This window comes from Rathayibacter rhapontici (assembly GCF_001995175.1).
Lineage (GTDB): Bacteria > Actinomycetota > Actinomycetes > Actinomycetales > Microbacteriaceae > Rathayibacter.
Genome location: NZ_MUKN01000009.1, coordinates 36,334 through 50,024 on the forward strand (window position 1 = coordinate 36,334; position 13,691 = coordinate 50,024).

Here is a 13,691-nt window from a genome sequence, read left to right on the forward strand (position 1 = left end):
GGTGCTCTCTCTACTTCGCGGCGAGGACGTCGGGCGACGCGAACCACTCGATGGTCCGCGCGAGTCCGTCCTCGACCGGGATGCTCGGCTGCCAGCCGAGGATCTCGCGGGCCTTGCTGATGTCGGGCTTGCGTCGCTCGGGGTCGTCGATCGGACGGGGTCCGTAGGAGATGCGGGAGTCGCTGCCGACGAGGGCGACGATGCGCAGGGCGATCTCGCCCAGTTCGAGCTCGTCGACCGATCCGATGTTGATCGGCCCGGGGTCGGTCGAGTCGGCCATCAGCAGGACGCCGGCGACGAGGTCGTCGACGTAGAGGAGGGAGCGGGTCTGCGTGCCGTCGCCGTGCATCGGGATCGAGGACCCGGCCAGCGCGGCCTTCACGAACGCCGGCACCGCGCGACCGTCGTCGATGTCCATGTGCGGCCCGTAGGTGTTGAAGATCCGGATCACGCCGGTGTCGACGCCGAAGTGGCGACGGTAGGCGAAGGTGATCGCCTCCGCGTACCGCTTCGCCTCGTCGTAGACGCTGCGCGGGCCGTGCGGATTGACGTTGCCCCAGTACTCCTCGTGCTGCGGGTGCACGTGCGGATCGCCGTAGACCTCGGAGGTGGAGGAGAGGACGAAGCGCGCGCCGTCGCGCTTGGCCACCTCGAGCAGCGCCTCCGTCACCGAGGAGCCCGCGTGCAGCGTCTCGATCGGGTGCGCGAGGTAGCGCGGAGGCGACGCCGGCGACGCGAAGTGCAGCACCGCGTCGAAGGACCCGGGGATCGCCGTCGCGTTCACCGCGTCGTCCTCGACGAAGGTGAAGCACGGTTCGCCTCGGAGCGTCGCGATGTTCCGGATCGTCCCGGTGATCAGGTTGTCGAGGACGACCACCTCATGACCCCGGCGCAGGATCTCGGCTGCGAGATGGGATCCGAGGAAGCCCGCACCCCCCGCGACCAGGAACCGTCGTCTCTGCTCGACCACTGCGGGCTCCATCATCGCTCGTCGTCCGTTCCGCGGGCTCGGAAGGACAGCCGCACATGCTAGCACGCCGCATCCGAGCGGGACTCGAGCGGCTGGGCTATCGTCGTCCCGGCCGCGCGACCAGGACCGTCGGCCACGACGGAGGACTGTGACCACGCGCGAGCTCAGCTCACCCACCATCGCCGCCGGCCGCCGCCGTCCCCGGGCGGACACCCTCGTGTTCTGGACGCTCGCGGTGGCCGGCCTGGTCCTGCGCATCCTCTTCCTGCTCAGCCCCGGGCACGTCTTCGACACCGACCACGCCACGGTCTTCCTGATGGCGAAACACGTCGCCGAGGGCGAGATCCCCGCCTTCTTCTGGGGCCAGTCCTACGGAGGCACGCTCCTCCCGATCACGGCCGGAGCAGCGATGGCGGTGCTCGGCTCCCACGTCGAAGTGCTCGCGGTCGTCTCGGTCCTGTGGTTCCTCGGCGCCGCGATCCTGCTGAGGCACGTCGTCGCCCAGGCAGGTGGAGCACTGGCCGGGACGACTGCCGGACTGCTGTTCTGGTTCCCCGGGGTGGTGATCCTGACGGTCAGCACGAGATCCTGGCTTCTACGGTCCGAGTCTGGTGACGGCACTGGGCCTCATCGCGATCGCCACGGCTCCGCTGACCCGGCCCTACGTGTCCTGGATCGGAGCCGGCCTGCTCGGAGGACTGGCGCTCTGGTCCTCGCCGATGAGCCTGGCACTCGCCGCACCGGCCGGGCTCTGGCTGACGTTGCGCGACATCCGGCACCCGCTCCGTCTCGTGATCGGGGCGTGCGCTGCGCTCGCGGCGGGCGCGCCCTGGATCGTGGAGGCGCTCCGCTCCGAGGGGGCGACGGAATCGCTCGGCGGGGGCACCTGGAAGCCCACCTTCCAGAGCGTCGTCTCCCTCTTCGACTCCATGCTCCCGGCCGCGTTCGGCGACGCCGCCGACCGCACCTTCAGTGCGGGCGTGGGCTGGGCGGCGGCAGTCCTGCTGGTCGTCCCGCTGATCGTCGGCTTCATCGTCCGCAAAGCGGGCCTGGTGCTCCTCTCGGTCGGATCCGCCCTCGTCGTGACGGTGCTCGTGTACGGCGCGGGCCTGGATCTGGCTCCGGACTCCGTGCGCTACTCCGCGTTCCTCGCTCCGGGACTCGCCGCCTCCCTCGGCTGGCTCGTCTCGCGATGGCGACCGCTCGCCGTCGCGGCGGTGATCGGCGCCGTCGCGTTCACGTCGATCGGGGTCTGGGATCGCTCCGATCGGTTCACGATCGACACCTCAGCGCGCTTCGACCCCGCTCTGCGACCGGTCGCGGAGCTGCTCGGAGCGCGCGGTGAGGACCACGTCTACGGCAACTACTGGTTGAGCGCGACGTTGACGGCTTCCACGGACGAGGAGATCACCGTCGCTCCTCTCGTCAACCGGCGCTATCCGCCCTACGAGGATCTCGCCGCCTCCGAGGACGCACCCGTGATCGTCGTCGACACCGGCCGGTTCAACGACGTCGAGCTCGACACATCGACCGTGCTCCCTCCCCGGGAGCGAGTCGAACTCGGGAGGTACACCGTCTACTTCTTCTCGGACGGGTTCGACGTGTTCGACCAGCCCTGGGGATTGTTCTGACCCGACAGGACTGGTCCGGGCTCAGCCCGGGAAGCCGTGCAGCTCGAGCGTCTTCTCGGCGCTGCGGTCGATCGCGTCCGTGAGGATCCGCTCTCCCGGAGTCCCCTCGTAGTCGTAGATCTCGAAGTCGCCGCACGTCGTGACCTCGGCGGGCGTGCCGAGGACCTGGACCGACTGCTCCGTCACATGGCCCCACGGATCGACGATGACGTACGAGTAGTCCTTGTCGACGTAGGTCGCGACGTTGATCATCCAGTCGTCGACCGAGAGGTCGCCCCGCACCTGGAGCACGTCGCCGCGCTCGTCCGCGTAGACCTCCCACTGCCTGGTGATCCAGAAGGATCCGACACCGGACTCCTCACGATCGCCGATGGTGTCCTCGAAGCACGTCGCTCCCGAGTACGTCGCTCCCGTCACCATGCGGATCACCGGCGGGAGGGAGACGGCCCCGGCCACGACGACGAGGACGGCCACCGCCGAGGACGCGCCGACCATGAATCGCGCGAGGCTCCGCCGGTACTCGGCGTAGGGCACGACCAGCATCGAGAGGCGGAGCACGTGGATCACCACCGGGATCATCCCGAGCAGGGGGAACACGAAGATCGGCAGCAGGTAGCGCGTCGTCTGCGAGCCGGTGACGAAGAAGCCGAGCACCATCGTGACGAGCGAGAGCGTCGAGAACGCAGTGAGGAACAGCTCGGCTCCCGAGACGGTGCGACGCAGCGACGGCCTCGTCTGCGCGAACAGCGCGTAGAGGAAGAAGCCGACCGTGACGACGACGACGGCTCCCCACAGCAGGAGCTTGAACATGCCGACCGAGGTCGAGGCCAGTTCGGCGATCGTGTTCCCGACCAGCGTGATGCTCGACGGGATCTTCTCGATGTCCATGTACTTGTCGAGGGCGATGGCGAGGTACTGCTCGACGAAGCGGCGCCCCCAGAGGCCGAGGAGCGCGGAACCGCCGTTGACCGCCGCGAGCAGGAGGAACCCGCGGGTGGTCAGGTGCCGGGCGAACCACATCACGACCAGCGTCAGTCCGAGTGGTGCCGTGACCTGGAGGAGGTAGAGCGGGTCGCAGAGGGTGACCGCGGCGGTGACGGCCCCCGTGACCACCGTCGCCGTCACCGTCCGCGTGCTCCCCCAGGCGCGCGCCGGAAGGCCCGGGTCAGCCAGAGCGTCAGCGCGAGGACGGACAGCCCGATGATGATGACGCCCTGGTAGTACGTGTTGAAGAGGTAGAGCGTCGCGATCGAGGAGCCGTTGATGTTGGGCTGCGGCTCGAGCAGGCAGATCACGGCGTAGAGGCCGATCGCGCCGAGGGCGACGGAGATCTCGATGAACCGATGACGGCTCCGCTGCAGCGCGAGGCGCGCGATGACCCGCGCGAAGGCGTAGAAGAGGAGCAGATTGACGATGCTGTTGACCACGATCGCGGCGCGCGGATCGCTCACCACCAGAGCGATGGCCGAGTAGATGACCAGCTCCGGGAAGAAGAAGAGCTGCGACGAGAACACCCAGTCGAAGGGCTCTCCCGCGACGATCGACGAGTGCAGCAGCGGGAGGACGAGGGAGTCGCCGCTGTACAGCAGGACGGCGCTCCACTCCGACGCCGCCATGCGGGCCAGCACGACCAGAGCGGTCGAGACGACGACGACGACCGGCGCGAGTTCGATCAGGAGGCGCTGCCACAGCGGCGCACGGAGCGCGGGGGGCGACGCGCGGGGCGCAGTTCGAGTCATCGGACGCAATCGTGGCACACTGGCCGGACGGTTCCGCTCCCTCGGCATCGCGAGTCGCCTTTCGACCGCTCCCTCACGCCGGTCACGGCGGCACCGCACAGGCCCCTCCTCGAGGAGGAACAGACCCCCGGAGGACCGGACGACGGTCGCGGCCGCCTCCCGCACCCCGACCGAGAGATCCCCACCGCGTGACGAGACCGTTCGAGAAGCAGCAGGTGCGTTTCCTCGCCGCCGGATCGGTGAACACGGCGATCGACTTCGTGCTCCTCAACATCATGACACTGGCGCTCGGCGCCCCTGTACTGATCGCGAACTCCGTCTCGGTGGTCTTCGGCATCTGCCTGTCCTACGTGATGAACCACTTCTTCGTCTTCCGCTACCCCGACCGGGTGACCGTGAAGCGCTTCCTGCAGTTCTTCGCCGTCACGGGTTTCTCGTCGCTGGTCATCCAGAACGTCATCATCTGGCTCTTCGAGATGCTGTTCGGCACGAGCTTCGGGCGCTCGCTCCTCTTCCTCGGCTCGGACGCCGACAACAACGTGCTCGCCATCAACTTCGCGAAGGCAGTCGCTGTGTTCGCCGGGCTCGTCTGGAACTTCGCCTTCTACCGGCTCGTCGTCTTCCGATCGAATCGCGGTTCGTCGACGGACGACGCCGGCGCGAAGGAGGTCGGTGCCGCGGGGACCCGTGCGGACCAGCCCCTCCAGCAGGAGAGCCGCCCGACGACCGTCGATCCGATCGACGGCCGTCCCGAGCCGAGACACTAGGCTGTTCGCCGCACGGGGGCAGACGCCCGCCCCGGACGAGAGAAGCGATGAGCCAGACCCTCCGACACACGACCGAGTCCGAGCACCGTCCGGGTCCGGCCCGGAGGCACCGCGGCGCGCTCCTGGATCTGGGATGCGCCCTGGGGGTCGGTCTGGTCGCCCTCGTCGCCGCGATCATCGCCCTGCGCCTGTCGCCCGCGGATCTCGGGCGGCGCTGGACCTCGGGGAACACCGGCGACATGGTCGCCCACTACCTCGTCGCCGCGGGGGCGAAGGACTGGACGCTGTTCCTGCCGAACCCCTCGATGGGATTCCCGGGGACGCAGAACCAGTGGTTCACTCCGATCTTCGACTTCGAGTCGATCGGCGTGCTCTCCGCGCTTGCTCTCGTCCTGCGCGATCCGATCGTGATCCTGAACGTGTTCCAGCTGTCGGGGTTCGCTCTGGCCGGCATCGCCGGCTACTACCTCTTCCGCGCACTCCGCGTCCGCCGCTCCGTGGCCGTGCTCTTCGCCCTGATCTTCGCCCTGATGCCCTACCACTTCGAAAGGGTGGCACTCGGGCACGCGTTCGTCGGGATGTACTGGGGCGTCGCCCTGCTCGGCATCCTGATCCTGGTCGTCGCGTCGCCGACCCTCGATCCCCTCGCGGAGTGGGTCGACCATGCGCCGAGCCGGCGGCGCCGCCTCCTGCGCCGGGCGCTCCCGGTGCTCGGCCTCACGTTCGGCCTGTCCGTCTCGAGCTCCTACTACTTCGTCTTCGGCTGCATCCTCCTCGGCGGAATCGTCCTCTTCCGGGCGATCGCGATCCTGATCGCGCGATCAGGATGGCGCGAGCTGGTCTGGCCCGCGCTGACCGTCGTCTCGCTCGTCGCTTTCATCGGCGTGCAGCTCGCTCTGCTCTCCCTCGACTTCGGCGAGCGGTACGCCTCCTACTTCGCGGAGCGCCTGCCGTTCCAGTCCGAGCAGCACAGCGGCAAGATCACGAGCCTCCTGCTGCCGTGGGACGGATCGGGATTCGGCCCCCTGGCCGAGCTCTCGCGCGGGTACCAGCAGAGCACCACGGTCTCGCCGACCGCCGAGCCGACGGGCACACCGCTGATCGCCGCCGTGGCGATGATCCTCCTCGTCCTCTTCCTCCTCGTCAGGGCGGTGGCTCCCGTCCGCACCGGGTCCGCCGGTCCGGCCGCGCGCTTCCTCGGCGACGAGCGCGCGCGCGTCCTCGCGGGCGTGTACCTGTGGGGGCTGCTCTTCTTCGTCGTCGGCGGTCTCGGCTACGTCTTCGCCGCCGTGGTCACCGGCGAGATCCGCGCCTGGGTGCGCCTGTCGGTCGTGCTGTCGACCGTCGCCCTGATGTTCGCCGCAGTCCTGCTCGACACGCTGCTCCGGCGTCGGGTCGCCTGGTGCTCGCGATCGTGGGCATCGGACTCGTCGCGGGCGTCGATCAGCTGGGAGGAGCGAGTGTCGGCGCCGACCTCTCCCCCGTCGACGACACGGCGCTGCGCGCTGCCGTCTCCGCAGCCGAATCGGAGTTCGCCCCGGGGTGCGGCATCGTGCAGCTCCCGCTCCACGGCTACCCGGAAGCCGGCGCCGTGGGCGGGATGGGCGACTACGACGAGGCCCTCCCCTACCTCTTCAGCTCCGACGACTCCACGCTGCGCTGGTCGTACGGAGCCGTCACCGGCACCCGCTCGGCCGACTTCTGGGCGGACGTGACGACTCCGGAGCAGTTCGGGGCCGCCGTCGCCGAGAGCGGAGCGTGCGGCCTCCTGGTCGATCAGGCGGCCTACGGTGACGACGCGGCCGCTTGGGCCCCGTTCGTGGACGCCGCGACCTCCGCGACTCAGCCGGTGATCCGGTCCGAGGACGACTCCCGTCGCTACCTCTTCTTCCGGGTGAGCTGACTCCGCCCGGAGGAGCCCCCGTTTCCGGATCAGTCGACCCTGAACACCAGCCACCGGCCGGACGACGACTCCGCCATCGGGTCGAGATCGCCGGTGGCGGCGACGACGTCGTCGAACCACGCGCCCTCGCTGTCCGAATAGGCGGCCGTGTCGACGAGGAGGGCGCAGGCTCCGCTCCCCCGGACGGCGGCGGCGAAAGACTCGGCATCGGTCGCGTCGTCGAAGACGTCGAAGCCGGGGGTCCCCTCGACCGACCCGTAGCTCCAGCGCAGGTCCTCACCTGCCGTGAAGAGGTACGGGAGCGCCTCGTCGTAATCCCTCATCGAGGCGATCGCCCCACTGTCGGGAAAGCTCTTGACCGGGAGCTGCACGACTCCGCAGCCGTCGGCGAGGTCGGCGTCGACCGCCGCGACGAAGGACGAGATCTCCGCGTCGTCGGCGGGAGCGAGCGGGACCATCCGCTTCACGCCCACTCCCTGATCGAGGACGACGAGGACGCAGACGAGGACGACCGCGAGCACGCGAGCACTGCGGCGGCGCAGGCGCTGCAGAACGAGGGCGACGGCTCCGAGTGCGAGCACGATGATCACGATCGAGAGCCGCGACCAGGCGCGGATGGTCGTGCCGGCGAGGAGGGCGACTGCCATGCCGAAACCGGTGACGACGTAGAAGAGCAGCGTCCAGAGGGCGGCGACCGCGAGCACGCGGACACGATCGTCCGAGACGAGACGGCCGATCCCGGTCACTCGCAGAGCACGTCCTCCCACGATCGCGATCATGGGCAGTGCCGCGAGGAGCAGGACGAGCCCAGCGATCCCGAGCACCGGCATCCCCGGCGGCTCGGTGGTCTTCGCCACTGCGGTCGCGTTCGCGTAGATCAGCGGCAGCGCTCCGAGCTTCGGCACGCGGGTCCCCTCCCACGGCAGGAACAGCGGGAGGATCTTGCCTGCGAAGTTCTCCGACTCGCCGAGTCCTCGATCCTCGAAGTACGGGGCGTATCGTCCGCCCCAGTCCGCCGAGAGGGCGAGCAGCTCGAGGCCCACCGCGACGACGAGCACTCCGAGAGGCGCCGCACGGGCGAGCACGGCCCGCCGACGCTCACCCGAGGCGAGCGAGGCGGCGGCGCCGAGGAGCCAGACTCCGCCGAGAACGATGATGCTGAAGACGTAGTAGTAGCCGCCCGATGTGGCGATGAGGACGGGAAGGAGAACCGTCGGGACTGCCGCGCGCGCGATCCGCGAAGCACCGGTGCCCCGCCGGATCCAGCTGCGGAACGGGTCTGTGCGCTCGCCGGCGGCGCAGAGCAGGAGTATGCCCAGCAGCGGTACGGCCCAGTAGTTGGCGAGGAAGGCGTGGCCGGCGCCGATGCGCAGGAAGTGGTACGGAGCGAGAGCCAGCACGACGGCGACGAGAGCCGAGACCCAGGGCGAGGTCCTCAGGCAGCGGAAGAACGCGTAGCCCGTCAGTGCGACCGCGAAGAAGCCGAGCAGGTAGTAGATGTTGAGGAGCACGAAGCCGTCCTCGACGACGAGTCCGAGCAGTGCGACGAGCACGGCGGAGGCGAGATCGAACTGCGCCGTGAAGAAGGCGTTCAGCCCCTCGGGGAAGCCGAGAGCGCCGTTGACCGAGAACGGGAAGGACTGGGTGGCGCTGCGGAACAGGGTGTAGTGCAGGATCTGGTCGTCACCCCCGACGGTCCACCGCTGTCCCAGGGAGGTCGGCGTGACGCCGAGGGCGAGGACGCCGCCGAGGAGGCTGATCACGCCGGCGCCCGTCGCCCACGCCGCCTCCCTCGCCGCGCGGGCGAGGAAGGCGGTCCGGGCCGCACCGGTCCGTGTCGCGATGCGCGTGTCAGAGTCCATGATCCCGATCCGCTCTCTCGATGCTGTCGGAGACGATCCCGTTCAGGATCGTCTCGCCGTCCGTCCCGGCGTAGTCGTAGATGTCGAAGGTCGGGCAGTCGACCACCGCGCTCGGCTCCCCGAGGTGGGCGAGCGCGAGGGCCGACCAGTCGGGATCACGGTCGGCCAGGACGAAGGAGAAGGTCGTGTCGCGATACGCGGCCGTGTTGTTCATCCAGAGCTGAGCAGTGAAGTCGAAGTTCACCTGCTGCACGTCGAGCGACGGCGGCCCGTACAGCTCGAGTGGGCGCGCTGTCCAGAACGAGGCGACACCGGACCGCGTGCGGTCCCCCAGCCAGTCCTCGAGGCACTGCCGCTCCGGGGTCGAGCCCGCCCGTTCGGCGGCCACGGCGAGCGGAGGCGCGGAGACGGCGATCCCCGCCGCGAGCGCCGAGACGGACAGCCCCGCGCAGACGAGGGCTCCGCGGCGTGACGCGTCGCCGGAGTTGCGGCGCTTCACTGGCAGGTGGCGGGACACCCGCCGCGCTGACTCACCGCACAGAGGCACGACCAGAAGCACCGGGAACGCGGCGAGAGGGAGGAGGTACCGGCTGACGAGGCTGCCGGTGACGACGACTCCCAGCAGAAGGGACAGGCAGGAGACGACCACGAACAGCGCGACGGCGGTGCTCGACGTCGAGACGCTTCCACGGCGCGGCTCCCTCGACTGCGTGGCCAGCGCCGCGACGACCGTCAGTGCGGCGAGCACGAGCAGGAGGCCGACCACGAGGAGCTCGATCTTCCCGCTGGTCGCCGACCCGACGACGCGCATCTGCAGGATGAAGGCGTCGACCGCTTGACCGGCGCGCTCCAGGTGCAGGTAGGTCGAGGCGTCCACGGCGATGAGGCTCCGCGCGAGCCCGCGCGACGCGTAGCCGAGGACCGCCCCGACGAGGAGGACTCCACCGAGGACCGCGGCGGTGCGCCGGGACATCCGCGCGAGCACGAGCAGGAGCAGGAGAGTCACGACCGCGGGCGCGGTGAACTGCAGGGCGAACAGCGGATTCGAGAAGGTCGTCGCGGCCGAGACGGCGAACACCGCCGCGAGACAGGTCCACCGTCTCCGCCGATCGTCGACCAGCCCGGAGGCGAAGCCCCGCGTGACCCCGCTCATCAGCGCGAGGATCCAGACCCCCGCGAGCGCGACACCCGAGTAGTAGGTGGTCAGGAGGATCCCGCCGGAGAACGCACCGACGTTGATCAGCCCACGCCCCTCCGTCGCCGCGAGGAGCAGGAGAGTCGCGGTGGCCGCGGCGGAGGACCCGACGCGCAGTCCTCTCGAGCGATCGACGAGCACTCCCGAGGCGAGCAGCCGGGCTCCGCCGTAGAACACGACCGCGTTCACGACCGCGTTCACGATGAGCGACGTCTGGATCACGCCACCCGCCAGCGCGACGCTGAGGAGGTAGAGCGGCAGCTCGGGGAACACGAGCAGCTGGCTCGTCATGACCCAGTCGAAGGGCTCGCCGCGCTGCACCGACTGGAGGAGGAGGGGCAGGGCGAGCGAGTCTCCATCGGAGAGGAGGTACTCGACCCACGGCGTCGATGCCAAGTGCGCGAGGACGGCCAGCGCGCCGGCGACGACGAGGAGGAGCCCGGACGCCTCGACGAGGAGAGGCCGCGATCGACCCCCTTCCTCCGCCCTCATCGCTTCCCGTCGCGCCCGAACCGGATGCGCAGGACGAGCAGGAGGCTCTGCACCAGAGTGTTGCCGGGGATCTTCGAGGTGCCCTCGGTGCGGTCGAGGAAGACGATCGGGATCTCCCGCGTCCTCCTCGCAGCCGTGACCGCGCGGTGCTTGAGCGCGATCTGGAAGCCGTAGCCCGTCGCGTCGACCGTCTGGAACGCGATCCTGCGCAGCAGCTCGGCGCTGAAGAGGTTGTAGCCACCGGTCCAGTCCGTGAGGGTGGACCCGAGGAACAGGCGCGTGTAGATGTTGCCGCCCCGGCTGAGGATCTTGCGGTCGAGTGTCCAGTCGGGAGTGCCCCCGCCGGGGATGTAGCGGGACGCCACGACGAGATCCGCGCCCTCACGCACCTCGCGGAGGAAGTCGGAGACGTATCGCGGATCGTGCGAGAGGTCCGCGTCCATCTGCAGGATGTAGTCGGGCGCGTCCTCCGCTTCGAGCACCTGGGCGAACGACCAGATGTACGCCGCTCCCAGGCCCTCCTTCTTCGCCCTCTCGAGGACGGACACCGAGAAGTTCCCGGTCGCGAGCTCCTCGCCGATCGTCCTGGCCCTCCCCGCTGTCCCGTCGGGCGACGAGTCGTCGACGATCACCGACCGGATCAGGGCGTCGGGGTTGTCGGCGGCGACGGCGGCGATCCGGCGGAGCAGCTCGCCGATGTTGTCCGCTTCGTTGTAGGTGGGAGTGACGATCGTCAGGGTGAGCATGGAGAGCCAATTCGACTGCAGAGGACGGAACGCTGGACGCGCGACGGGCGGTCGCAGAGTATCAGCGTCCGTCGGAGCCTCGCGGTTGATCGCGGGCTGGTCGCCGTTCGAGCGGTTCTCAGATTCGGAGCGCTTCGTGCACCTCCCCGTTCAGACACGATGGATACCGTCGGCCCGTCGCGCTCGCACATCAGCGCCGGAGGAGGACACGTGGCGAGTCGAGCGGGATCGAGCGGGTGGCGGGACTCTCAGACGGTGCGATTCCTCGCAGCGGGCTCGCTGAACACCGTCCTCGACTTCGCGATCCTGAATGCGCTGACGCTGCTCGTCGGTCTGCCGGCCCTGGCGGCGAACGTCGCCTCGGTGACGGTGGGCATCTCGATCTCCTACCTGCTCAACCACTTCTTCGTCTTCCGCCAGCGCGGCCGCCCCTCGGCCGCCGCGTTCGGGATGTTCTTCCTCGTGACAGGCGTCAGCTCGCTCCTGCTGCAATCGGTCGTCATCTACGGCTTCGAGGTCTTCTTCGGCACGACGTTCGGCCTCTCCCTCCTCTTCCTCCCCAGCTCGGGAGAGAACGCGGTCCTCGCGATCAACGCCGCCAAAGCCGCCGCCGTCCTCGTCGGCCTGGTCTGGAACTTCTGCATGTACACGTTCGTCGTCTTCCGCCGTCCCGACGAGCCGGAGCTCCCGCTGATGGACACGGCCTCCAGCGCGGCCGTCGCTGCCGGGACAGCCCCTCTCGACGTCGTCCGCTGAGAGGAACGGGCCTCCCGGGAGGCTTCGAGGCTGCGTGCTAGCCTCGATGAGTTCTTCCGACGGAGCCTTCGCCCGTCGACACCGCACCCCCGGAGGCTCCCATCTCTCGCTCGACGTTGCCCATCGCGGTCGTCGTCGTCACCTACTTCTCGGGTGAGGTCCTCCGCGCCTGCCTCGAGTCGATCCCGGAGGCCACGGAGCACGACGTCCACGTCGTGGTCGTCGACAACGCGACGACGGACGACTCCGTGCGCCGCGTCGTCGAGATGCGCCCGGAGGTCGTCTTCCACGAGACGGGCGAGAACCTCGGCTACGGCAAGGCCGTCAACTACGCCGTGGACCGGCTGGGCCCGGAGTACGAGTGGATCCTGGTGACCAACCCGGACACGGTCTTCCTGCCCGGATCCATCGACGCCCTGTACGCCGCCGCCTCCGCCGACTCCCGGATCGGGTCGATCGGCCCGCGCATCCTCGACTCGGACGGCACCGTCTACCCGTCGGCGCGGGCGCTGCCCTCCCTCGGGACCGGGGTGGGCCACGCCCTCTTCGCGCACCTCTGGCCGGGCAACCCGTGGTCGGCCCGCTACCGCCGCTCGCGCGCCGTCGGCACGCTCGAGCACGGCAGCATGACGGCCGGATGGCTCTCGGGAGCCTGCGTGATGGTCCGGCGCACCGCCTTCGAGCAGATCGGCGGCTTCGACGAGCGGTACTTCATGTACTTCGAGGATGTGCAGCTGGGCGACTCGCTCGGCCGGCGGGGCTGGACCAACGTGTACCTCGCCGACGCCTGGTCTCGCACCTGGGCGGGCACTCCACCCGGCTCGCGTCGGCGCGGATGCTCGCCGTGCACCACCGCAGCGCCTACCTGTACCTCGCGCAGAAGTACGGCGCCTGGTACCAGGCGCCCCTCCGGCTGGCCGTCCGGCTCGGGCTCGGCGCGCGCGTCGGGCTGATGCGGCTGCGGCTCGGGCGCTGAGCCCGGCGCTCTCCCGCCGCTACTCGTCGAGGCCGGCGTAGTACGCGCGCGCCTCGTCCCAGGTCGGGAGGAGCCCCTGCGCCTCGGCCTCGGCCAGAGTCGGCGCGTCGGTGTCCTTGGGCGACAGCAGCAGCTCGCCCGCCTCGTCCGGGAAGCGCAGTCCGATCTGCTCGTCGAGCGGGTCGATGCCCTTCTCGCGCTCCGGATCGAAGGTCGCGTTCACGAGGTACGAGACGACGGCGCCCTCGGTCAGCGCGACGAACGCGTGCCCGATGCCCTCGGAGATGTAGACGGAGCGGCGGTCGACGTCGTCGAGCAGGATCGTCTCCCACCGGCCGAACGTCGGGGACCCGACCCGGATGTCGACCACGTAGTCCAGCACGGCGCCGGAGAAGCACGACACGTACTTCGCCTGCGACGGCGGGATCTGCGCGAAGTGGATCCCGCGCACGGTGCCGCGCCGCGAGACCGACGTGTTGCCCTGCCGGAGCGACAACGGGTGCCCCACCTTCTCGGCGAGCCGGTCGAAGCGGTAGAACTCGAAGAACACCCCCCGGTCGTCGGGGAACTGCCGCGGAGTGACCTCGTAGACGTCGGGGATGTCGAGTTCTCGGATCTGCACGGGACGAGTGTAACGAGCGCTCGGACACCGGT

Annotated in this window: 14 protein-coding genes; 6 read left to right on the top strand and 8 right to left on the bottom strand. The window is 69.6% G+C overall.

Going from position 1 to position 13,691, the window contains the following annotated elements; translation table 11 throughout:
* Positions 1–10: 10 nt before the first annotated feature.
* Together B0T42_RS04475 and B0T42_RS19400 are read right to left on the bottom strand one after the other, a co-directional pair.
* A complete protein-coding gene (locus tag B0T42_RS04475) occupies positions 11–985 on the bottom strand; it encodes an NAD-dependent epimerase/dehydratase family protein (RefSeq protein WP_077222106.1) in 975 nt (324 codons plus the stop codon).
* Positions 986–1,139: 154 nt separating this feature from the next.
* The gene (locus B0T42_RS19400) at positions 1,140–1,463 is read right to left on the bottom strand and encodes a hypothetical protein (RefSeq protein WP_139344414.1); all 324 of its coding nucleotides are present in this window, start codon (positions 1,461–1,463) and stop codon (positions 1,140–1,142) included.
* A 118-nt stretch (positions 1,464–1,581) separates the two neighbouring features.
* Here B0T42_RS19400 and B0T42_RS04480 point away from each other — a divergent pair, with 118 nt between their 5' ends.
* Positions 1,582–2,601: a hypothetical protein gene (locus tag B0T42_RS04480; RefSeq protein ID WP_077222107.1), complete on the top strand. Its 1,020-nt coding sequence runs from the start codon at positions 1,582–1,584 to the stop codon at positions 2,599–2,601.
* A gap of 21 nt (positions 2,602–2,622) precedes the next feature.
* On the opposite strand, the gene B0T42_RS04485 is transcribed toward B0T42_RS04480, so the two are convergent.
* Positions 2,623–3,726: a hypothetical protein gene (locus tag B0T42_RS04485; RefSeq protein WP_077222108.1), complete on the bottom strand. Its 1,104-nt coding sequence runs from the start codon at positions 3,724–3,726 to the stop codon at positions 2,623–2,625.
* Positions 3,723–4,340 (bottom strand): hypothetical protein, encoded by a 618-nt coding sequence (locus B0T42_RS04490; protein WP_077222109.1) that lies wholly within the window; start codon positions 4,338–4,340, stop codon positions 3,723–3,725. The genes B0T42_RS04485 and B0T42_RS04490 overlap by 4 nt, the downstream gene beginning before the upstream one ends.
* 188 nt (positions 4,341–4,528) lie before the next feature.
* Here B0T42_RS04490 and B0T42_RS04495 point away from each other — a divergent pair, with 188 nt between their 5' ends.
* Genes B0T42_RS04495 through B0T42_RS19405 form a run of 3 tightly spaced genes read left to right on the top strand, consistent with a single transcriptional unit; the run spans position 4,529 to position 7,010 of the window.
* Complete coding sequence (locus tag B0T42_RS04495; RefSeq protein WP_077222110.1) at positions 4,529–5,107, top strand: GtrA family protein; 579 nt, start codon at positions 4,529–4,531, stop codon at positions 5,105–5,107.
* Positions 5,108–5,154: 47 nt separating this feature from the next.
* Entirely contained in the window at positions 5,155–6,822 is a 1,668-nt protein-coding gene (locus B0T42_RS04500; RefSeq protein ID WP_077222111.1) for a hypothetical protein, read from the top strand.
* On the top strand, positions 6,819–7,010 hold the full coding sequence (locus B0T42_RS19405; RefSeq protein WP_139344415.1) for a hypothetical protein: 192 nt from the start codon (positions 6,819–6,821) through the stop codon (positions 7,008–7,010). Before B0T42_RS04500 ends, B0T42_RS19405 begins: the two co-directional genes overlap by 4 nt.
* 29 nt (positions 7,011–7,039) lie before the next feature.
* Here B0T42_RS19405 and B0T42_RS04505 read toward each other — a convergent pair whose 3' ends face one another.
* The 3 genes from B0T42_RS04505 to B0T42_RS04515 are packed head-to-tail and all read right to left on the bottom strand — an operon-like array spanning position 7,040 to position 11,305.
* Complete coding sequence (locus B0T42_RS04505; RefSeq protein ID WP_077222112.1) at positions 7,040–8,872, bottom strand: hypothetical protein; 1,833 nt, start codon at positions 8,870–8,872, stop codon at positions 7,040–7,042.
* Positions 8,862–10,559 carry a hypothetical protein gene (locus B0T42_RS04510; protein WP_055788116.1) on the bottom strand — a complete coding sequence of 566 codons (1,698 nt, stop codon included), beginning with the start codon at positions 10,557–10,559 and terminating at the stop codon, positions 8,862–8,864. The genes B0T42_RS04505 and B0T42_RS04510 overlap by 11 nt, the downstream gene beginning before the upstream one ends.
* On the bottom strand, positions 10,556–11,305 hold the full coding sequence (locus tag B0T42_RS04515; protein ID WP_055788112.1) for a polyprenol monophosphomannose synthase: 750 nt from the start codon (positions 11,303–11,305) through the stop codon (positions 10,556–10,558). Before B0T42_RS04515 ends, B0T42_RS04510 begins: the two co-directional genes overlap by 4 nt.
* 255 nt (positions 11,306–11,560) lie before the next feature.
* On the opposite strand from B0T42_RS04515, the gene B0T42_RS04520 reads away from it, so the two are divergent.
* Both B0T42_RS04520 and B0T42_RS04525 read left to right on the top strand, forming a co-directional pair.
* Entirely contained in the window at positions 11,561–12,061 is a 501-nt protein-coding gene (locus tag B0T42_RS04520) for a GtrA family protein (protein ID WP_236720112.1), read from the top strand.
* 116 nt (positions 12,062–12,177) lie between these two features.
* Positions 12,178–13,014 carry a glycosyltransferase family 2 protein gene (locus B0T42_RS04525; RefSeq protein ID WP_236720113.1) on the top strand — a complete coding sequence of 279 codons (837 nt, stop codon included), beginning with the start codon at positions 12,178–12,180 and terminating at the stop codon, positions 13,012–13,014.
* A gap of 42 nt (positions 13,015–13,056) precedes the next feature.
* On the opposite strand, the gene B0T42_RS04530 is transcribed toward B0T42_RS04525, so the two are convergent.
* Complete coding sequence (locus B0T42_RS04530) at positions 13,057–13,659, bottom strand: dTDP-4-dehydrorhamnose 3,5-epimerase family protein (RefSeq protein WP_077222114.1); 603 nt, start codon at positions 13,657–13,659, stop codon at positions 13,057–13,059.
* Between the last annotated feature and the right edge of the window lie 32 nt (positions 13,660–13,691).